The 20397-nt window shown below is 41.3% G+C and carries 20 protein-coding genes; 16 read left to right on the plus strand and 4 right to left on the minus strand.

Going from position 1 to position 20397, the window contains the following annotated elements:
- Positions 1–15 precede the first annotated feature (15 nt).
- On the plus strand, positions 16–501 hold the full coding sequence (locus MTN96_RS24585) for a hypothetical protein (RefSeq protein WP_248532963.1): 486 nt from the start codon (positions 16–18) through the stop codon (positions 499–501).
- A gap of 41 nt (positions 502–542) precedes the next feature.
- On the opposite strand, the gene MTN96_RS24590 is transcribed toward MTN96_RS24585, so the two are convergent.
- Together MTN96_RS24590 and MTN96_RS24595 are read right to left on the minus strand one after the other, a co-directional pair.
- A complete protein-coding gene (locus MTN96_RS24590; RefSeq protein WP_013465643.1) occupies positions 543–1028 on the minus strand; it encodes a peptidylprolyl isomerase in 486 nt (161 codons plus the stop codon).
- 11 nt (positions 1029–1039) lie between these two features.
- Positions 1040–1951: a folate-binding protein YgfZ gene (locus MTN96_RS24595; protein WP_036981620.1), complete on the minus strand. Its 912-nt coding sequence runs from the start codon at positions 1949–1951 to the stop codon at positions 1040–1042.
- A 151-nt stretch (positions 1952–2102) separates the two neighbouring features.
- On the opposite strand from MTN96_RS24595, the gene MTN96_RS24600 reads away from it, so the two are divergent.
- Complete coding sequence (locus MTN96_RS24600; protein ID WP_013465640.1) at positions 2103–2354, plus strand: succinate dehydrogenase assembly factor 2; 252 nt, start codon at positions 2103–2105, stop codon at positions 2352–2354.
- Positions 2355–2409: 55 nt separating this feature from the next.
- Positions 2410–2766, plus strand: coding sequence for a hypothetical protein (locus MTN96_RS24605; protein ID WP_036981623.1), 357 nt, complete (start codon positions 2410–2412; stop codon positions 2764–2766).
- Here MTN96_RS24605 and nadB read toward each other — a convergent pair.
- On the minus strand, positions 2741–4351 hold the full coding sequence (gene nadB, locus MTN96_RS24610; RefSeq protein WP_069440023.1) for an L-aspartate oxidase: 1611 nt from the start codon (positions 4349–4351) through the stop codon (positions 2741–2743). The genes MTN96_RS24605 and nadB overlap by 26 nt on opposite strands.
- A gap of 245 nt (positions 4352–4596) precedes the next feature.
- On the opposite strand from nadB, the gene rpoE reads away from it, so the two are divergent.
- From rpoE to pdxJ, 10 genes are all read left to right on the plus strand, one after another.
- Positions 4597–5178: an RNA polymerase sigma factor RpoE gene (gene rpoE, locus MTN96_RS24615; RefSeq protein ID WP_036983401.1), complete on the plus strand. Its 582-nt coding sequence runs from the start codon at positions 4597–4599 to the stop codon at positions 5176–5178.
- Position 5179: 1 nt separating this feature from the next.
- On the plus strand, positions 5180–5794 hold the full coding sequence (locus MTN96_RS24620; protein ID WP_248532964.1) for a sigma-E factor negative regulatory protein: 615 nt from the start codon (positions 5180–5182) through the stop codon (positions 5792–5794).
- Positions 5795–5798: 4 nt separating this feature from the next.
- Positions 5799–6752: a MucB/RseB C-terminal domain-containing protein gene (locus MTN96_RS24625; protein WP_016899682.1), complete on the plus strand. Its 954-nt coding sequence runs from the start codon at positions 5799–5801 to the stop codon at positions 6750–6752.
- Between the two features lie 11 nt (positions 6753–6763).
- The gene (locus tag MTN96_RS24630) at positions 6764–7213 is read left to right on the plus strand and encodes a SoxR reducing system RseC family protein (protein ID WP_013465635.1); all 450 of its coding nucleotides are present in this window, start codon (positions 6764–6766) and stop codon (positions 7211–7213) included.
- 122 nt (positions 7214–7335) lie between these two features.
- A complete protein-coding gene (gene lepA, locus MTN96_RS24635; RefSeq protein WP_036981632.1) occupies positions 7336–9123 on the plus strand; it encodes a translation elongation factor 4 in 1788 nt (595 codons plus the stop codon).
- Between the two features lie 16 nt (positions 9124–9139).
- On the plus strand, positions 9140–10075 hold the full coding sequence (gene lepB, locus MTN96_RS24640) for a signal peptidase I (protein WP_013465633.1): 936 nt from the start codon (positions 9140–9142) through the stop codon (positions 10073–10075).
- Positions 10076–10077: 2 nt separating this feature from the next.
- Complete coding sequence (rnc, locus tag MTN96_RS24645; protein WP_008466504.1) at positions 10078–10755, plus strand: ribonuclease III; 678 nt, start codon at positions 10078–10080, stop codon at positions 10753–10755.
- Positions 10745–11677, plus strand: a complete 933-nt coding sequence (gene era / locus MTN96_RS24650; protein WP_013465632.1) for a GTPase Era — start codon at positions 10745–10747, stop codon at positions 11675–11677. Before rnc ends, era begins: the two co-directional genes overlap by 11 nt.
- Before the next feature lie 22 nt (positions 11678–11699).
- A complete protein-coding gene (recO, locus tag MTN96_RS24655) occupies positions 11700–12392 on the plus strand; it encodes a DNA repair protein RecO (RefSeq protein WP_013465631.1) in 693 nt (230 codons plus the stop codon).
- A 21-nt stretch (positions 12393–12413) separates the two neighbouring features.
- Positions 12414–13145: a pyridoxine 5'-phosphate synthase gene (pdxJ, locus tag MTN96_RS24660; RefSeq protein WP_010387803.1), complete on the plus strand. Its 732-nt coding sequence runs from the start codon at positions 12414–12416 to the stop codon at positions 13143–13145.
- A 29-nt stretch (positions 13146–13174) separates the two neighbouring features.
- On the opposite strand, the gene barA is transcribed toward pdxJ, so the two are convergent.
- A complete protein-coding gene (gene barA / locus MTN96_RS24665) occupies positions 13175–15949 on the minus strand; it encodes a two-component sensor histidine kinase BarA (RefSeq protein ID WP_248532967.1) in 2775 nt (924 codons plus the stop codon).
- A 112-nt stretch (positions 15950–16061) separates the two neighbouring features.
- On the opposite strand from barA, the gene rlmD reads away from it, so the two are divergent.
- Genes rlmD through mazG form a run of 3 tightly spaced genes read left to right on the plus strand, consistent with a single transcriptional unit; the run spans position 16062 to position 20354 of the window.
- Positions 16062–17387, plus strand: a complete 1326-nt coding sequence (gene rlmD, locus MTN96_RS24670; protein WP_248532969.1) for a 23S rRNA (uracil(1939)-C(5))-methyltransferase RlmD — start codon at positions 16062–16064, stop codon at positions 17385–17387.
- A gap of 8 nt (positions 17388–17395) precedes the next feature.
- Complete coding sequence (gene relA / locus MTN96_RS24675) at positions 17396–19552, plus strand: GTP diphosphokinase (RefSeq protein WP_248532971.1); 2157 nt, start codon at positions 17396–17398, stop codon at positions 19550–19552.
- Entirely contained in the window at positions 19533–20354 is an 822-nt protein-coding gene (mazG, locus tag MTN96_RS24680) for a nucleoside triphosphate pyrophosphohydrolase (RefSeq protein WP_248532973.1), read from the plus strand. The genes relA and mazG overlap by 20 nt, the downstream gene beginning before the upstream one ends.
- Positions 20355–20397: the final 43 nt, after the last annotated feature.

The raw sequence follows: 20397 nt of genomic DNA on the forward strand, positions 1-20397 counted from the left end.
TTAATTGAGAGTGTTATGTATCAGCATAAGCAGTATGCGGTATTTATATTTGTAGTATTGGCATGGATAGGTGGGTTTGTTGCACTTGCATGGAATTTAATGGGTGCCGATGTGCCGTTAATGGTATTTGCAGGTATTTTATTGCTGGTGGGTTTTTTATTTCATGGTTTAACCATTAAAGTTGATGAAGCCCATATTAGCTGGGCATTTGGTCCAGGCGTTGCGGGTCAAAAATTAGCACTAAAGGACATAGTTGACGTAAAAGCAGTACAAAACTCTTACCGTCACGGTATTGGTATCCGCATTACGCATGATGGTTGGATTTATTCAGTATCAGGCTTTAGTGCCGTGCAATTAACGCTTAAAGATGGCAGCCAATACCGCTTAGGCACTAATGACCAAGCAGGATTAGTTGCTGCGCTTGAAGATAAAATAACCCCTGGCGAAGCACCTGCAGCAGAGCCTCAAGTTAAATTACGTACGCATAATAATATGCTATAAAAAAAGCGCCTGAGGCGCTTTTTTTATTACTGGATTAGGGTTTAGTGGTCGTGACCACAACCGCCTTCACCATGTACATGGCCATGTTCAAGCTCTTCAGCCGTTGCATCGCGTACTTCTAAAATCTCTACATCAAAATTGAGCGTAATACCAGCGAGTGGGTTGTTACCATCAACAATCACTTCTTCGTCTTGAATATCGATGATCATGACTGACTGGTCGCCGTCATCGGTGGTTGCACGAAATTGCATGCCCACTTCAATGTCCATGCCTTCAAACATTGATTTTGGCACTGCTTGCATTAGGTGATCATGACGCTCACCGTAACCTTCTTCAGGTTCAACTTTTACACTTAGCGTATCGCCAGCTTGTTTGCCTTGCAGCGCGTTTTCAAGTCCTGAGATCAGGTAACCCGTACCAACGATAAAAATTAATGGCTCACCGCCAAATGAGTTATCAATGGTATTGCCGTCATTATCTAGTACAGAGTAATGCATTTTTACCACTTTATTTGCTGCAACGATCATAGTCATTCCTATTATTCATCTTCAAGAGAGTAAGGTAGAGGCAGAATGTTTAGCTCTACCGAAGGGGTATGTTTTGCACGAAGAACCTGAGCGGTGTCAGTATCGTTTGGCAACACAACTAAGCCAGTTAAAGTGTGTGTTTTTTCATTAAAGCTTTGCGCAATAAGTTTGCCCGCGCGGCGCCAGTTTTCACCTAACTGGGTTTCGATATCGGGTGCATCGAGCAATCCTTCACTTTGCCCTGTAACGATATACATGGCACGTTTATTTTTACCTAAGTATTTCATACGTGCGACGGTTTCTTGGCCGGTGTAGCAACCCTTTTTAAAACTGATGCCATTGATGGCTTGAAGGTTAACCATTTGCGGCACATATTCATCAATTGCATCAACGCTTAACTGAGGCTCACCAGCTAGCAGTGAGGCCTGTTGCCACATAGCGTCGTTGTCGAGGGTAGATACTTCATCAGGTAAGCAAAATTGGCTATCAACCATAAGTAAAACGCGGTTTGGCGCAAGTTTAAGGGCTTTGCCGTTAGCAAAGTCGCATGCTGTGGCATCGTCACTAAAGTGAATATCAAGTTGCGTAAGCAAATCAGTTAGGTCATCACCTAATAAACCAATTAATCGCTCTGGGGCTTTATTAATTTCAACTTTTGCAAATACAGCGTATTTTTTTAACTCAGCCAGTGAGCGTTCTACTTCAGCACTTGATCCGGTTAAATAATAGTTTTGCTGGTAAGAAAATAGCTTAAATACACCCCACAGCTTACCTTTTGCGTTACAGTGACCTGTCCACAAAAAGTTGTTGTTGTTGATTTTATTGAGATCTTGAGTGATTTGTCCGTGTAGGTAAGATAATTTATCTGTGCCTGAGAGGCTAATAACCTGATGTGATAAAGGACATGCATAAACCAGAGACATAAACACCTTCTTTGCAATAACAAATGAAACCACATAATAACGTAGTTAAAGCCGATGGTACAGCCACCAACAAGCGTTGTTTTTTATAATTTAGTGCTGTTAAATTAACGTGCATTTGTTAAACTCGAATTAATTAAATATGAGGTTTAAGATGGTTGAAATACATAGTAAAGCACGTATCCGTTGGGCTTGCCGCCGTGGCATGTTAGAACTAGATGTTTTGTTTATGCCGTTTGTTGAAGAAGCTTATGATTCGTTAGATGCTAAACAGCAGGCGACTTTTCAGCGCTTATTAACACAAGAAGACCCAGATTTATTTGCTTGGTTTATGGGCCATGAAAAATGTAAAGACGTTGAGCTAAACAGTATGGTTGAGCTAATTTTAGACCGAGTTCGTGTATAGGTTTATCGTTACAAATAATAAGACGGACCACAAACAGATTGTGGTCTTTTTTTGTGTGCTAACTTTAATATTATGCTTATTTACCACTTCTATTTTGGCAACTCTTTTTTGCATTGCACTTAATATCGTTGCTGGCATTATCGTTTGGCGAAAAATCGTGGCTGCTCAGCCAGAGCAGGGCGTTATATTATTAGAGCCAAATCAATTTCGTTTTGAGAGTGAAAAGCTGCTAATTCAAGGGGTTATTGGTAAGCAAAGCCGATTACTTGGTCGCAGTGTGTGGTTGTATATTAATGGCCTTAGTGAAAACTATTGGCTGATTATCTCAGCCAATAGTGTTGATGAGCAAAGCTACGCGCGTTTAAAACGCGCAACACTTGCGGCAATTAATTGCGCTTTGGAGTCAAAATAGTGGGCGTTGGATTTTCGTTTTGCTCTGGGTAGTCAATGGTAAAGTGCAGTCCGCGACTTTCTTTACGTTCCATAGCACTTCTAATTATAAGCTCAGCTACTTGAACTAAGTTACGTAACTCAAGCAAGTTATTACTCACTCTAAAGTTCGCGTAGTAATCGTGGATTTCTTGCTGTAATAGTTCAACACGATGAAGCGCGCGTTCAAGTCGTTTGGTTGAGCGCACAATCCCAACATAGTCCCACATAAATAATCGCAGCTCATGCCAGTTATGGGTGATCACGATTTCTTCATCTGAGTTAGATACGCGGCTTTCATCCCAACTAGGTAAATCAACCAGTGCAGGAGCGGTCTTTATTTTACTCAAAATGTCTTTTGCTGCAGCATGGGCAAATACAACGCACTCTAATAATGAGTTACTTGCCATACGGTTAGCACCGTGCAGCCCAGTGTAAGCCACTTCACCCACAGCGTATAAATTAGCTAAGTCGGTTTTACCATTAAAGTCGGTCATAACGCCGCCACAGGTATAATGTGCTGCGGGAACGACAGGGATTGCCTCCTTGGTGATATCAAGCCCTACGCTTAAACATTTGGCGTAAATCGTTGGGAAGTGTTCAATAATAAAATCTTTGTCTTTGTGGCTAATATCTAAATATAAGCAATTTGCACCAAGGCGCTTCATTTCAAAATCGATAGCGCGCGCGACTATATCGCGCGGGGCGAGTTCTTCTCGCTCATCAAACTCTTTCATGAATCGCGTGCCATCTGGGCGTTTTAAATAGGCTCCCTCACCACGCATTGCTTCGGTAATTAAAAAGTTTTGCAATTCAGGGTGATAAAGACTGGTTGGATGAAATTGATTAAATTCCATATTAGCAACGCGACACCCTGCACGCCATGCCATGGCAATACCATCACCGCTAGAAACATCAGGGTTAGAGGTATAAAGGTATACTTTACTTGCGCCACCCGTTGCTAGGGCAACAAATTTTGCGCCAATTGTTTCTACTTTTTTGGCTTTTTTATTCCACACATACATGCCATGAACATGTGAACCCATTTTGCCAATACTTTTATCGGTAATTAAATCAATCGCGTTGTAATGCTCTAACAAGGTGATATTGCTGTGTGCTTGAACTTGGCTAATCAAGGTTGTTTGCACAGCTTTGCCTGTGGCATCGGCTGCATGCAAAATGCGTCGGTGGCTATGCCCGCCTTCACGAGTTAAATGAAAGCGCTCTTTACCTTTGCTATCAAACTCCATATCAAAAGGCACGCCTTGGTCAATCAGCCATTGCAGGCAGTCATGAGCATTGCTGGCAGTGTAATGAACCGCCTCTCTGTCGCATAAACCGCCACCGGCGTCTAAGGTATCTTCAACGTGAGACTCTATACTGTCATTTTTTTTATCAAAAACAGCGGCAATTCCGCCTTGGGCATAAAGAGTAGAACCTTCGGTTAATTCACCTTTACTAATTACGGTAACGTTACAGTAATTAGCCAAAGATAAAGCAAGTGATAAGCCTGCTGCGCCGCTACCAATAATAGCGACATCGGTAATGTGATGTTTATTTTGGTTCATCTGTGAGGTACTTTGCGGTTACAATGCTCAGATAGAGCAATATTTATTTTTAATACTTATAGTTGTACCATATTTGTAGCACTACCACGAAGTGGTTTTAGCGTATAAATACGTAATTTTTTAGCTATTTTATAAAAAAACAATATGAAGCAGAACTTTTTATTCATCTAAGGGTCAGAGTAGGTGTGAACAATGGCGACACTATGAATAATAAGCAAGAATCAATCAGAGGAGTACCGGCTCGAATGAGCGAGCAGGAATTAGATTTAGCGTTAGTGAAAAGGGTTCAGCAGGGAGATAAAAACGCCTTTAACCTATTAGTTAAGAAGTATCAGAACAAGATTGCCGGTTTGATCTCACGTTATGTATCAAATAAGGGTGACATTGCTGATGTAGCACAAGAGGCGTTTATTAAAGCGTATCGTGCCCTTCCTAATTTTCGTGGTGACAGTGCTTTTTATACTTGGCTTTACCGTATCGCCGTTAATTGTGCTAAAAATTACTTAGTGGCTCAAGGGCGTAAACCGCCAGCAAATGATATAGATGCTGACGATGCCGAGTTTTATGAGGGTGCTGATTCAATGCGTTCAAACGCATCACCTGAAAATTTACTATTAAGCGAAGAAGTACGCGCTGTTATTTTTAATACGATTGATAGTTTGCCTGAAGAGCTTAAAACCGCGATTACCCTTAGAGAAATTGAGGGGATGAGCTATGAAGAAATAGCCGTGGTGATGGATTGCCCTGTCGGGACGGTGCGTTCGCGTATTTTTCGTGCCCGTGAAGCAATTGATAACAAATTAAACCCATTAATAGGCGAGTCTTAGTATGACAAAAGCACACGTTAACCGCTTAGATAACGAATCGTTATCAGCATTACTTGACGGTGAGCAAGCATTAAATGATGCCGAGATTGCATCTGCTGATGTAGCTACATTTGGCCGTTACGCGTTAATCGGTGATGCAATGCGAGCTAAAGAAAACAACAAAAATATGGATTTTGATATTAGCGATCGCATTTCATTAGCACTTGATAGTGAGCCGGTTTATGCAGACTTTAGCCAGTCTGAAAGTGTGGCAAAGCCGGTAAGCACTGAAGTCGACAACAAAGTCGTGGCGTTTAATTGGCGCAAGCCGGTTGCACAGTTAGCAATTGCAGCTAGCGTGGCAATGTTTACTATTGTTGGCGTGAACACCTTGCCGCAAGGTGAAGATGCTGTGCAAAACGAAATTCCTTTATTACAAACCACGCCGTTAACCGGCATGGCATCGCCAGTGAGTTATTCATCAGCACCGGCGCTAGAGAACGCAGAGCAAGGCTTACGAGAGCTTCAACAGCAACGTATTGGCGCTCTAGTACTTGAACACCAGCGTCAAGCACGTGTGGCTCATTCGTTGAAAACTGCGAAAACAGATGAAACGTCGCAAGAGGAAAAAAACTAATTAGATGAAAGTAATAACTTTTGTTATGTCGTTGGTATTAAGTTTTAATGCTTTTGCCAATGACACAAACCCCGCTAAAGATTTACTGCTTGAAATGGCCAGTGCAGTTCATACACGTAATTTTGATGCCTCTTTTGTTGTTGTTAAAGGCAAAAGTATGGAGCCCTACCGTTGGGTGCATGCTAAACAGGGGGACGTTGAGCTTGAGCATTTGAGTTTACTCAACGGTGCTGGCCTTGAAATGATCCGCATTGACAACCAAGTTACCTATTTTGAGCCACAATCAGAGCCGTATTCGTTAACAACCGACTCAATTGCCGGCCCTATTCCTGAAGTGCTTTTTAAAGATATTAACCGCTTAAGTGCGCATTATGATTTTGTGCTTGGTGGTAAAGGCCGTATTGCTGGGCGTCCCGCGCAATTAGTTCGAATTGAATCTAAAAACGAAGACAAATACAACTATTGGATATGGATTGATACTGAGTCGTCGTTATTATTAAAGGCGGCGTATGTTAATCATCAAGGTGAAGCGCTTGAGCAATTACAGCTCACTCATATTAGTGTGACTGAGCAACCGGCAAACTTATTATTAGAAGTGCTTAATCGTAACTTTCCAACCCCATTACCTGCCAATTCAATTGACGAACAAACTAAAGCGAATGCCATGAACTGGACTATTGGCTGGTTACCTGAGGGGTTTGAATTACTTAAGTCAGACAGGCATAAGCTCGACTTAAATAATGAATTAACAGACTATTATTTATTTTCTGATGGGTTTGTTGAAGTATCGGTGTTTGTACAACGACCACTACCGGGTAAGCGTTTAAGCGGTGCCCTCACCTCAGGGGCAACTACGATTTATGTACACAACGGCGGAAATTTTGATGTCTCTGTGGTGGGAAACATTCCAACCATGAGTGCCAAAGCCATTGCTGAGTCTGTATCGCGGGCATTATAAGTAACTAAACTATGATTGAACAAACGTTAACCGTCGTGGCCCTTAGTGGCCACGTTGCGCATTTAGAAGCCCAACAAAAACAGGCCTGTGAAGGCTGTAATGGACGTTGTGGCTCACAAGTGTTTAGTAAGTTATTTGGTACCGCCAAAAAAACATTACCTTATAAATTTGAAACACAGTTAGAAATAGGCCAAAAAGTAACTTTGTCATTGGATGATAGCCATGTTGTAAAGCATGCCTTTGCAGTTTATATGCTGCCTTTGTTTTTGAGTTTAATATTCGCTTTAATAGCCAGTGAATTGATATTGTTAGCCGAAGGCTGGCAAATTTTAGCCGCGATATTGGGTGGGATCACCGGCTTTTTAATTGCTAAAACATGGGTGAAATCATTAAGACATGAGATAAAAGTGATAAAAATTCATCCAATTAGCCTCCCTTTAACTCAAATAGATGGTGATTGACGCCAATTAAATGTAAAATTGCGTTTTTATGCCACAGTAACTTGAAAATACACAGCAAGTATTTTCAAGTTATTTAGGCATATGACCTTAGTCCTTTAAAATAGAAGTTTAGAATCCAGTTTATGAAGCATATCCGTAATTTTTCGATCATCGCCCACATTGACCATGGTAAATCGACCCTTTCTGACCGTTTGATCCAAGTTTGTGGTGGTTTAACCGACCGTGAAATGCAGAAGCAAGTTCTGGATTCAATGGATATTGAACGTGAACGTGGCATTACCATCAAGGCACAAAGTGTAACCTTAAATTATAAAGCGAATGATGGTGAAACTTACCAGCTTAACTTTATCGACACCCCAGGGCACGTTGACTTTACCTATGAAGTATCGCGTTCGTTAGCGGCTTGTGAAGGGGCACTGCTCGTTGTTGATGCTGGTCAAGGCGTAGAAGCGCAAACATTAGCAAACTGCTACACCGCGATTGAAATGGACTTAGAAGTTATACCGGTACTTAATAAAATTGATTTACCGCAAGCTGATCCATTACGTGTAGCCGAAGAAATTGAAGACATTATTGGTATTGATGCCCTTGATGCTGTGCAATGTAGCGCCAAAACAGGTGTAGGTATTGCTGAAGTACTTGAAATGATCGTTAAAGATGTACCGCCACCAGTTGGTGATAAAGATGCGCCATTACAGGCGCTAATTATCGATTCTTGGTTTGACCCGTACCAAGGCGTTGTATCGCTTGTGCGTATCAAACATGGTGAACTTCGCGCGGGTGACAAAATTAAAATCATGTCAAACGAGAACGTACATACCGCAGATCATGTGGGGATTTTTACGCCTAAACAAACTAACACCGGTGTTTTACACACTGGTGAAGTAGGCTTTGTTATTGCTGGTATCAAAGAAATACATGGTGCACCGGTGGGTGATACCATTACTCATCAAAAAAATGCGGCACCACTGCGCTTACCTGGTTTTCAAAAAATTAAGCCGCAGGTGTATGCGGGTATGTTCCCAATAGCCTCTGATGATTACGAGTCATTCCGCGATGCCCTTAACAAACTTAGTTTAAACGATGCCTCGTTATTCTTTGAACCAGAAAATTCAACTGCGTTAGGGTTTGGTTTCCGTTGTGGATTCTTGGGCATGCTACACATGGAAATTATCCAAGAGCGTTTAGAGCGTGAATACGACATTGATTTAATCACCACCGCGCCGACGGTTATTTACGAGGTAGTGACTAAAGAAGGCACGACACAAATAGATAACCCGTCTGATCTTCCGCCAGTAAACGATATTTTAGAGATACGTGAGCCGGTTGTAGAAGCTAATATTTTAGTTCCACAAGAGTACTTAGGCAGCGTAATCACTTTATGTGTTGATAAGCGCGGTATGCAAACTAAAATGAGTTATCACGGTAAGCAAGTTGCAGTAACGTATGAACTGCCAATGGCTGAAGTGGTAATGGACTTCTTTGATAAGCTAAAATCAACAAGCCGTGGTTTTGCTTCGCTTGATTATAACTTTAAGCATTTCCAAACCTCAGACATGGTGCGTGTAGATATACTTATCAATGGCGAGCGTGTAGATGCGTTGGCTATTATTGTTCACCGCGACAGCGCGCAATCACGCGGTCGTCAGCTTGCTGATGCGTTAAAAGACCTTATACCACGTCAAATGTTTGATATTGCGATTCAGGCAGCGATTGGACAACACGTAATCGCTCGAACGACTGTTAAGCAACTACGTAAAAACGTAATCGCTAAATGTTACGGTGGTGACGTGAGCCGTAAGAAAAAACTACTTCAAAAACAAAAAGATGGTAAAAAGCGAATGAAGCAACTTGGTAACGTTGAAGTGCCTCAAGAAGCGTTCTTAGCCATTTTGAAAGTTGGTAAATAAAAATAAAGGATAATAAATGGCTGGCTACTTTTCAGTTTTATTGGTGTTATTAACTTTAGGCTCAGGTCTAATATGGTTAATTGATCACTTAATGTTTGCCCCTAAAAGGCAGGAACGTTTAGCAATTGCTCAAACCTCTGCCGGTGGTCAACTTGATGAAGAAACCGCAGCATTGATTGCGCCTGAGCCAATGATTACTGAAACAGCAAAGTCGATTTTTCCGATGATTGCTGCTATCACTATTTTTAGATCGTTTATTTTTGAGCCGTTTCAAATCCCATCGGGTTCAATGATGCCCACCTTATTAGTGGGTGATTTTATTTTAGTGCAAAAGTATTCTTATGGGATTAAAGACCCAGTATGGCGCAGCCAATTAGTGGATGTAAGCGAACCAGAGCGTGGCGATATTGTTGTTTTTAAATACCCGTTAGATGAGAGAGTGGACTATATTAAACGTGCTATAGGTTTACCTGGCGATAAAATTGTTTATCGTGATAAGCGTTTATATATTCAACCAAAATGCGAAGAAGGTGAAGTTCAAAAGGGCGCACTTCTTTGTAATGAATTCAATAAAATTGATTTTAAATTAATTAATGATAATGAATTTAAGCAAGGCCCAATGGATTTAGCGCGTTTAAATGAAGATTTAACCACGACTAACCATGACATTTTAATCAACCCAAAATCGCCTGAACGTAAGGGGCGTTACTACCAGCAATTGGGCACACCTGCGGATGAGTGGGTGGTTCCAGCTGATCATTACTTTATGATGGGTGATAATCGCGATAACAGCCAAGATAGTCGCTTTTGGGGCTTTGTACCAAAAGAAAACTTGGTGGGTAAAGCTGTCTTTATATGGATGAGTTTTGAATTTGATAATGGCCCAGATGACATTTTACCAGGATGGGTTCCAACTGGTGTTCGTTTTGAACGCCTAGGTAATATTCAGTAACAATGAAAAAAAATGTAACAGAGTTATACAAAAGAATTGGCTATACATTTGCTGATCAAGGGTTACTTGAGCAAGCAATGACGCATCGCAGCCACAAAGGTCAACATAACGAGCGACTCGAATTTTTGGGCGACTCTATTTTGAGCTTTGTCATTGCCAATGCACTGTACGCTAAATTTCCTAAAGCACGCGAAGGTGATTTAAGCCGAATGCGTTCGACTTTAGTTCGCGGCCAGACGTTAGCTGAATTTGGCCTTGAATTTGAGCTTGGTGATTACCTACGCTTAGGTCCTGGCGAGCTAAAAAGTGGTGGTTTTAGACGTGAGTCGACCCTAGCGGATGCAGTTGAAGCCATTATTGGCGCTGTATTTTTAGATTCAGACATTGATCGCTGCGGCGAGCTTATTTTAGCGTGGTATGAATCACGTTTAGATGCTATTTCACCAGGGCTTAACCAAAAAGATCCTAAGACCCTGCTGCAAGAGTATTTGCAAGCTCGTAAGCTATCATTACCAGGCTACACCGTAGTTGATACTAAAGGTCAGGCACACAATCAAACATTCACGGTTGAATGTATTGTTGATGGAATGGATAGCATTATTTCTGTTGGCAGCTCACGGCGTAAAGCCGAACAAAAAGCGGCCGAAAAAGCATTGAAGATACTTAAAAATGAATCTTGATACCTTAATACAGCCTCATGAAGGCGAGATAGACACATTTTGTGGCATGGTTGCGATTGTTGGCCGTCCTAACGTGGGTAAATCAACACTGCTTAATGAAATTATTGAGCAAAAAGTCAGTATTACCTCACGTAAGCCACAAACCACGCGCCACCGTATTATGGGTATTCATACTGAGGGTAAGCACCAAGCGGTGTACGTCGATACCCCAGGCCTGCACGTTGAAGAAAAGCGTGCTATTAACCGTTTAATGAACCGTGCAGCGTCTAGCTCAATTGGTGATGTTGAGCTGATCATTTTTGTGGTTGAAGGCACTCATTGGAATGCCGATGACGACATGGTACTTAACAAAGTAAGCCAAAGTGGCAAGCCGGTATTGTTAGTTATTAATAAAATTGACCAAGTGAAAGATCGCGACCTTGTACTTCCACATATGAAGTTTTTAGGCGATAAGTTTGATTTTGTCGGTATTATGCCCGTATCTGCGACTCAGGGTAAAAACATTAACCTGATCAAAGAAGAAGTGACTAAGCGCTTACCACCGTGCGAATTTTACTTTCCTGATGACTACGTAACTGACCGCTCAATGCGCTTTATGGCGGCTGAAGTTATCCGTGAAAAGCTAATGCGCTTTATGGGTGAAGAGTTACCGTATTCAGTGACTGTGGAAATAGAGCAGTTTAAATGGCAAGAAAACGGTATTTGGCATATTAATGGCCTGATACTAGTTGAGCGTGAAACGCAAAAGCGCATGGTAATTGGTAACAAAGGCGAAAAGCTAAAAGTAATCGGCCGTGAAGCGCGTAAAGACTTAGAGGAAATGCTTGAAAATAAAGTGTTTTTAGAACTGTGGGTTAAAGTTAAATCGGGCTGGGCTGACGATGAGCGTGCCTTAAGAAGCTTAGGTTACGGTGAAGATTAACATTTTATACGCAGCATAGTTTATGGACAGCGATTTCTATAAAGCTTATTTATTACATCGGCGTCCATATAGCGACTCGCAAGTAATGCTCGATATGCTAGTAGAAGGCGTTGGCCAGCTTAGAATGCTCGCACGAGTTAGTGGCCGCCAGGCCACTAAATACAAAGCCCAACTCCAACCATTTCAAGCCTTACTCGTCCATTACAATGGCAAATACGATTTAAAGTACATCAATAAATTTGAGCTTCATGGTAATCCGTTATTTTTAACCGGTGATAAGCTTTACTGTGGCTTTTATTTAAATGAATTAACCAACCGAATTGTGCCGATTAATGAACCCATTGATCAGGTTTTTCAACTTTATAAAACTCACTTAGAAAACCTTAATAGCGGGACTGACATGCAAGCAGTGCTGCGCTCTTATGAGTTTCAATTGCTAGAGCTACTAGGTTATGGGGTTGATTTTAGTTTTGATGCGGATGGTGAGCCAATTGATGACACGCAAACGTATAGCTACTTTGCAGAAGTGGGCTTTGCGGTGCAACACGACTCGCGTTCTGGGTTTACTGGTTCACAACTCAATGCCATAGCAAATCATGACTTTAGCCAAGCGGATGTGTTATATATGGCAAAGCAATTAAGTCGTTATTTATTAAAACCATTGTTGGGCAACAAGCCATTAAAAAGTCGTGAATTATTTACGGCCTCTCAATAAACAAATTTCACAGGTACAAAAATGAAAGATATTCTTCTAGGCGTGAACGTAGATCATATTGCAACGCTTCGCCAAGCACGAGGCACTTCTTATCCTGATCCTGCTCATGCAGCCAGTGTTGCAGAGCATGCCGGTGCTGATGGCATTACTATTCATTTACGCGAAGACCGCAGACACATTCAAGACCGCGATGTGTATGTAATGGCTAAAACCATTCAAACACGTATGAACCTTGAAACCGCAGTAACCGATGAAATGATTGCTATTGCACTTGAGGTTAAGCCTGAATATGTATGTTTAGTACCTGAAAAACGTGAAGAGCTTACTACCGAAGGCGGCTTAGATGTAGCGGGTAATATTGATAAAATAGCCGCAGCGACTAAAACTTTAACGCAAGCCGGTATTAAAGTGTCACTATTTATAGATGCCGATAAAGCGCAGTTAGATGCTGCAAAAGCCTGTGGTGCGCCTTATGTTGAAATTCATACTGGGGCGTATGCTGATGCCACCAACGATGAAGACACCGCTAAAGAGCTTGAGCACATTCGCCAAGGCGTGAAATATGCAGCCAGTATTGGTTTGATTGTTAATGCTGGCCATGGTCTGCATTATCACAATGTAAAACCAATTGCAGCGATGCCAGAGATTTATGAGCTAAACATTGGCCACGCTATTATTGCCCGCGCAGCCATTGACGGTTTAGATAAAGCGGTTCGTGACATGAAACGCTTAATGCTTGAAGCTCGCGCGTAGAGTTATAATTAACAATATTAAAGACGAGCTTATTTATTAGTGATATCAATGTTGGCATCAACAAGTAAGTTTTCAAGCTCGTCTTGCAACTCAAATAACTCGGGCTCAATATTCTCAAGCGTACATTCATTTTTAAGTGATGTTTCGATCGTTTCAGCCAATGTTTTTAATTTTGGTACACCTGTATAGCAGCATGCGCCATGAAATTTATGGATAACGCTAAGTACTTGAGGGCAATCTTCGCTGCTTATTGCTTGATTTAGTAAGTTCAGGGTTTCGGGCACGCTTAGCAGTAACATATTAAGCATTTCATTGGCTAATTCTGCTTTACCGCCTGCACGTTGCAATGCCAGCGTCCAGTCAAGGCGAGTACTATCAAAAGGAGCAGGGCTATGTTCAAATGTGCTTTTTGACTTATCACGACTCACTGGTAATTGCGGGCTATGATCGCAAATAATCTGGTTTAGCATATCTTCATCGATGGGCTTAGTTAAATAACCTTCAAAACCATCTTTTAATAACTGTTCTTTTTCACTATTAAGTGCATGCGCCGTCACGGCAATAATAGGCGTATCTTCATTCAAAGATGACTCTTTAATGAGTTTACAGGCTGTAATACCATCCATTATAGGCATTTGAATATCCATAAAAATCACATCATATTTATGGCTTTTGCTTAAACTATACGCTTGTGACCCATTATGTGCGGTATCAATTAATTCAACTTGCTCGTTGAGTAGGGTGTAAATTAATTTTAAATTAGCGTCATTATCATCCACCACTAACACTTTTAGCGGCAGCAGGGTTTGTTCATGCTGTTCTATATTATGTGCCGGATGGTCGAGTCGATAAGGCGCAGCTAATAACTCACATAGCTTTCGGTGATTAAGAGGTTTACTCAAACAGGCGTCAGCGCCGCTGCCGATGAAGGCTTCGCGCATGTTGTGTGATACAGTATTAAGCATTAAATATAAATAATCGGTTGATTCCCTAACCGCTTTTACATAGCTTTTTAAACGCTGCATATCGTCAACTGATGCCATGTGACCAATAAGACAAATATCAAAATTGATCTCTGAATTTTTTATGCACTCTAAAAATTCGGTTTCGTTATAGCAAGGAGTGACACTGACTTTCCACTCTTGTAATAATGAGGCAACGGCGTGATGAGTATGCTTATGCGACTCAAAATAAAGAACACGTTTACCAATTAATGACTGGGTAGGCAAATCGTTGATAAATACATGATTTGGTAATCTAAATACACCATTAAAGGTAAAACAAGTTCCGCTACCAGGGGCTGAATTTAAAGTAATACGGCCGCTCATTGCTTCAACGATATGTTTAGTAATAATAAGCCCTAAGCCGGTACCGCCAAATTTGCGGGTAATACTGGAGTCGGCTTGACCAAAGGCGGTGAATAGCGCGTCTTGTTTATCTGCTGGAATACCTACCCCAGTATCTGCGACTGACACTAAGACAGAGGTGCGCTCTTCATCAAGCAAACGATGGCTAATATCAACTTTTATCGCGCCTTTTTCAGTAAATTTAATCGCGTTACTTAATAAGTTAATCAGCACTTGTTTAAACCGTGTGGGGTCGCCGGTTAAGTGGTCAGGCACCTGAGGGTTAATATAAATAGAAAGCTCAAGTTGTTTGTCGTGTGCGCTAGGTGCTAGTAATGTCATTACTTCGTTTACGCTATCGCGCAGTTGAAACTGAATAGACTCAAGCTCCATGGCTCCTGCTTCTAACTTGGAGAAATCTAATATGTCACTAATAATAGTCATTAAGCTGTTAGCCGAAAGCTCTATGGTATCAAGGTAATCTTTTTGGTTTTTATTCAGAGGCGTTTTATAAAGCTGACGGGTAAATCCAATAACCCCGTTAAGTGGGGTGCGTAACTCATGACTCATTTTAGCTAAAAAGTCAGATTTAACACGGTTAGCATCCTGTGCTTCTTTTTTAGCCATGGTGAGCTGGATATTTTGTGTTTCGTATTGTTCAAGCGTTTCGCGGTAATCGCTGGTTGCTTGATCAATATTTTTTTGCATTTCATCTTTTTGCATCACCATAGAATGCGAGATGGTATTGAGCCCCTCACGTAATAACTCAAACTCGCCATTCATGGGTTCAGTTAATCCGGTTTGTCTTTTACCTTCAATTAGTCTGTCGGTAGCAAGTACTAACTTATTAAGTGGGGTCATAAACATCCGACTAAGTCTTAGCGCTAAAATAGCGGCTAATACTAAGGCGAGAATAATAATAATACCGCTGACCAATAATGCACGTTGTTGGCCAATAACAGCTTTGTCGCGGTTAAGCTGAATCACAACGGTGCCCAACGAGGTTTGGAACTCAGAAGTATTCCAGTCGCTATTGAGGGTTGTATGGTTAATGATAGGGGTGAAAAAGGTTACTAAGTCTTCACTTTGCTGAACATAGGTGGCTTTAAAGCCATTTAATTGCGTTTGCTCAATTAAAGTGTCGAATGAGCGATGATAATTACTGGTTATAATAAGTTGGTTGTTATCATTAAAGATGGCAATCGATTTAATCGAAGGGGAGTGTTTGTTGTGTGTATAGCGAATTATGCGATTAAGCAGTTTTTTATTTTTTTCCAGTAAAGGCTGTTCAAGTGCAATAGCCAGAGGTTCAGCAATCGTTGTGCCTTGTTGATATAAAATTTCATCAAGCTCAATGTAACGATTTATTGTAAAATAACCACCTAGTAATAGCCCGATGATCACTGTGGGGATCAGGGTGAGTGTTAAAACAGAATCGCGCAAGCCTAGTTTGGTCATAATCTGAGCATTATTATCATTTTTTATTGAATGTGAGTATATACATACTCATAGTTATTCTCAAAGTATCTAGGTAGAGACGTGATTCATCAACCTTTTAAGGTAATGCCTAATGGCACAAATATTTAAAGCAAAGAAAAAACCACTTCAACAGCAATCACTTGAACTTGATATAACGGCTATGGATCACCACGGACGTGGTATTGCTAAGTACAATAATAAAGTGTGTTTTGTCAGTGGGGCATTACCTGATGAGCGAGTAAAAGCCAAGTTAGTTGATGATAAAGCACGTTACAGCCAAGCTGACACGCTTAAAATACTCAAAGCCAGTGAATATCGCACCACACCCATTTGTGAACACTACAGCCAATGCGGTGGTTGTCAGTTGCAGCATTTAGATGCCACACAACAAGTCGTTGAAAAGCAAGCGGCGGTAAATCAATTATTTGCCAAGTTTGCAAAATTAACTGATTTAAACTGGCAAGCTCCGCTGCTAAGCCAAGCAACGCATTACCGACGTAGTGCCCGCATTGCCGTAATGTTCGACAAAGCAGCAAAAAAAATGCGGGTAGGCTATAGAGCACGTGGCTCTAAAAGTATTGTTAGCATTAATCATTGCCCAGTATTAAGTGACGTATTTGCAGAGGTATTTAGCGTATTTGATAACATAATTAATCATAATAAGGCGCTGCACAGTATAAGTCATTTGCAGTTATGCGCTGCAGATGAGCAACACTTTATTGTTATTCGTCATACAAAAGCTATTTCGCCCACAGATAAAGCGTTTGTTGAGCAAAGTGTCTCGGCGCATCATTGGCAATTAGTGTGGCAAAGTGATAGCGATACCATTGATCATGCCCACTTAGCGATGCCATTTTATAAGCTTGATCAGTTAGATATAAAATTTGAATTTGGACTAAATAACTTTATTCAGGTCAATGCGAGTGTAAATCAGGCAATGTTAATTCAAGCGGCGAGCTGGTTAGCATTACAAGGTGATGAAAATGTACTGGATTTATTTTGTGGTATTGGTAACTTCTCTTTAGTGTTAGCAAAGCAGGCTAAAACAGTAACAGGAATTGAAGGCGTTACTTCGGCGGTTGCATTAGCGACGCAAAATGCGCACACTAACTCTATTACAAATACCCAATTTCATTGTTTTGATTTAACCACGAGTATTAAAAAAGCGCCGTGGTTTAATAAAGAGTTAGATATTTTAGTACTCGACCCCTCTCGCACTGGTGCTATGGCAGTTTTAGAGCAGCTTCCATTAACGCAGTTTAGAGCGATTTTATATGTCTCTTGCGACCCTGTTACTTTAGCCCGTGACAGCGCTATTATTTCGCAAGCCGGCTTTGAACTTAATAAAATAGGGCTAATGAATATGTTCCCTCATACAGGGCATATCGAAACTATGGCGATATTTCAACGGAGGTAAAGCGCATTATGGTAGCGACACGTCAATCTCATCAACATGACAAAGCGGGTGATTTTTTTTCACGCGTAGAATCTCTTGATTTGTCTCAGGAAAAAATTAGCTTACTCAATAAAGCACAGCAACTTTGCCAAACTTGCGATAATAGCGAGCGCCAAAATACCGCCATAGAGATGGTGGAGATTTTGGTTGAGCTAAATTTAGATGCTGACTCGTTAGCCACCGCCTATTTAACCCCTTATTATTTAAATGATGTAGTGAGCATTGACGCTGTCGAAGAGCATTTAGGAAATCATGTTGCGGTGTTATTAACGGGTGTGTCGCAAATGGCCACCATAAGTACGTTAGCTCATCAAGGCAATGGTACCGTGCAGGTCGATAATATTCGCCGTATGTTGCTTGCTATGGTGGAAGATGTGCGTGCCGTGGTGATTAAATTAGCCGAACAGGTGTGCCATTTACGCAACGTAAAAGATGCCGCTGAAGAAGAGCGAGTGATTGCAGCCAAAGAGACTGCGGATATATTTGCACCGCTTGCTAATCGCCTTGGTATTGGCCAATTAAAGTGGGAGCTAGAGGATTTAGCCTTTCGCTATTTACACCCAGATATTTATAAAAATATAGCTAAACAACTTGATGATAAGCGCCTTGCCCGTGAAGCGTATATGGCTGATATGGTTGAGCAAGTAAAACAGCGCCTACATGAAGCGGGTATTAAAGCCGAGGTATACGGCAGGCCAAAACATATCTACAGCATTTATAAAAAAATGGTGAAAAAGAACTACGAGTTTGATCAGCTGTTTGACATACGCGCGATGCGAATTGTGGTTGAGCGCCTGCAAGATTGCTACGGTGCCCTAGGCATAGTGCACACTAATTGGCGCCATTTAAATAAAGAATTTGACGATTACGTTGCGACCCCAAAACAAAATGGCTATCAATCTATTCATACCGTAGTATTTGGCCCCGAAGGTAAAACTGTTGAGATTCAGATCCGAACGCACGACATGCATCAAGATGCAGAGCTGGGCGTTGCCGCACATTGGATGTATAAAGAAGGTGCGTTACCAGGGCGTGGTTCAGGTTATGAGCAAAAAATTAGCTGGTTGCGTAAGTTACTGCAATGGCAAGAAGAAGTGGTTGATGGCAGCGATTTAGCGCAAGAGCTTAAAAATCAAGTGGTTGAAGACCGCGTCTATGTGTTTACTCCACGTGGAGACATTTTTGACTTACCACTAGGAGCAACACCTCTTGATTTTGCTTACTACATTCACTCCAATGTAGGGCATCGGTGTATTGGTGCAAAAGTATTTGGCAAAATAGTGCCGTTTACTCATCAATTAAGTACCGGCGATCAGGTTGAAATACTGACCCAAAAGCAGCCAAATCCAAGCCGTGATTGGCTAAATCCGTCGTTAGGTTATATTAAATCGTCTCGCGCTAGAGCCAAAATCCACCATTGGTTTAAACAGCTCGACCGCGATAAAAACTTAAGTGCGGGTAAAGAAATCCTTGATAACGAATTACAAAAGTTAGAGTTAACTTACAAAGATTTAGACCCAGCGATAAAGCGTTTTAATTTTAGAGAACTTGATGACTTAATGGTCGCCATTGGTGCAGGCGATATTCGCCTTAACCAAATGCTTAACTTTATTACCGATAGAACGGAACACGAGCCGGTTATTCGCTTTAAATCGCCCAGTAAAGTGACTGGCGATAAAAACGGCATTGTGGTTGATGGAGTAGGCAGCTTAATGAGCCATGTTGCTCGCTGTTGCCGCCCTGTACCTGGGGATGAAATTATTGGGTATATTACCCAAGGCCGTGGCATTGCCGTTCATCGTGAGGATTGTGACTCGTTTAGTAATTTAAAAAACAAGCACCCAGAGCGCGTTATTTCAGTAAGTTGGTCAGATGATATTAATAGCTCTTATGCCTTAACTATTCGTATTGAAGCCAGCGATCGGTCTGGGTTAATTCGTGATATTAGTTCTGCTTTGGCGAATGAAAAAGTCAATGTGCTCAATATGAATGTCAACACGGTTGATAGCACTCAAACGGCTATTTTTGTGATGCAAATAGAAGTGCATGACTTACAGGGCACCAATAAAGTGCTTTCTAAGTTACACCAGATAGAAGGGGTGCACAGTGCAAAACGAGGGCAGTAATCAGGCTAATAATGAGGCTTTAAGCCAACTGCTGGAAATAATGCAAACACTGAGAAACCCTGAGAGCGGATGCCCTTGGGATCTCAAGCAAACGTTTGCGTCAATCGTGCCTCATACTCTTGAAGAGGCCTATGAAGTGGCTGATTGTATTGAAACGAATAATTTAAGCGATTTAAAAAATGAGTTAGGCGACTTACTATTTCAAATTGTGTTTTATGCGCAATTAGCACAAGAGCAGCAATTATTTAATTTTAACGATGTAGTGGCACAGTTAAATGAAAAGCTGGTGCGTCGTCATCCGCATGTATTTTCAGCGCAAGACACACCTAAAACCGATGCCGAATTAGCTGCGCAGTGGCAAGCAATAAAAGCACAAGAGCGTGCAGCTAAACCCCAAGGTCAAAGCTCAGTACTTTGGCAAGATATACCAAACAGTTTACCTAGCTTAAAAAAAGCTAAAAAAATTCAACAACGTGTCGCTGCGTTAGGGTTTGATTGGCCGACTTATCACGGCGCGATTGACAAAGTGAGTGAAGAGGTTGAAGAAGTGAAAGAAGCCTTAGCTCATAACCCTTACTCAGATCATACAGCAGAAGAGCTAGGTGATTTGCTGTTTGCTACTGTTAATGTAGCGCGCCATGTTAAACGTGACCCAGAGCAATTGCTTCGCAGTGCGAACGATAAGTTTTCTGCACGATTTGAAAAGGTGCAAAACTACTTAATTGCACAGGGTAAATGTATTGAGTCTGCGTCTTTAGAGGAAATGGATGCAGCATGGGATGCGATAAAAAAAATTAAATAAATAGGGACATAAAAAATGTCTGTTTTTTGTGCACAGATTTGCT

This window comes from Pseudoalteromonas sp. 2CM28B (assembly GCF_023161935.1).

What these genes read in the sequence shown, in the direction of transcription:
- MTN96_RS24585 (WP_248532963.1), top strand. Translation starts at nt 16, where the DNA reads ATGTATCAGCATAAGCAGTATGCGGTATTTATATTTGTAGTATTGGCA.
- MTN96_RS24590 (WP_013465643.1), bottom strand. Translation starts at nt 1,028, where the DNA reads ATGATCGTTGCAGCAAATAAAGTGGTAAAAATGCATTACTCTGTACTA.
- MTN96_RS24595 (WP_036981620.1), bottom strand. Translation starts at nt 1,951, where the DNA reads ATGTCTCTGGTTTATGCATGTCCTTTATCACATCAGGTTATTAGCCTC.
- MTN96_RS24600 (WP_013465640.1), top strand. Translation starts at nt 2,103, where the DNA reads ATGGTTGAAATACATAGTAAAGCACGTATCCGTTGGGCTTGCCGCCGT.
- nadB (WP_069440023.1), bottom strand. Translation starts at nt 4,351, where the DNA reads ATGAACCAAAATAAACATCACATTACCGATGTCGCTATTATTGGTAGC.
- rpoE (WP_036983401.1), top strand. Translation starts at nt 4,597, where the DNA reads ATGAGCGAGCAGGAATTAGATTTAGCGTTAGTGAAAAGGGTTCAGCAG.
- MTN96_RS24620 (WP_248532964.1), top strand. Translation starts at nt 5,180, where the DNA reads ATGACAAAAGCACACGTTAACCGCTTAGATAACGAATCGTTATCAGCA.
- MTN96_RS24625 (WP_016899682.1), top strand. Translation starts at nt 5,799, where the DNA reads ATGAAAGTAATAACTTTTGTTATGTCGTTGGTATTAAGTTTTAATGCT.
- MTN96_RS24630 (WP_013465635.1), top strand. Translation starts at nt 6,764, where the DNA reads ATGATTGAACAAACGTTAACCGTCGTGGCCCTTAGTGGCCACGTTGCG.
- lepA (WP_036981632.1), top strand. Translation starts at nt 7,336, where the DNA reads ATGAAGCATATCCGTAATTTTTCGATCATCGCCCACATTGACCATGGT.
- lepB (WP_013465633.1), top strand. Translation starts at nt 9,140, where the DNA reads ATGGCTGGCTACTTTTCAGTTTTATTGGTGTTATTAACTTTAGGCTCA.
- rnc (WP_008466504.1), top strand. Translation starts at nt 10,078, where the DNA reads ATGAAAAAAAATGTAACAGAGTTATACAAAAGAATTGGCTATACATTT.
- era (WP_013465632.1), top strand. Translation starts at nt 10,745, where the DNA reads ATGAATCTTGATACCTTAATACAGCCTCATGAAGGCGAGATAGACACA.
- recO (WP_013465631.1), top strand. Translation starts at nt 11,700, where the DNA reads ATGGACAGCGATTTCTATAAAGCTTATTTATTACATCGGCGTCCATAT.
- pdxJ (WP_010387803.1), top strand. Translation starts at nt 12,414, where the DNA reads ATGAAAGATATTCTTCTAGGCGTGAACGTAGATCATATTGCAACGCTT.
- barA (WP_248532967.1), bottom strand. Translation starts at nt 15,949, where the DNA reads ATGACCAAACTAGGCTTGCGCGATTCTGTTTTAACACTCACCCTGATC.
- rlmD (WP_248532969.1), top strand. Translation starts at nt 16,062, where the DNA reads ATGGCACAAATATTTAAAGCAAAGAAAAAACCACTTCAACAGCAATCA.
- relA (WP_248532971.1), top strand. Translation starts at nt 17,396, where the DNA reads ATGGTAGCGACACGTCAATCTCATCAACATGACAAAGCGGGTGATTTT.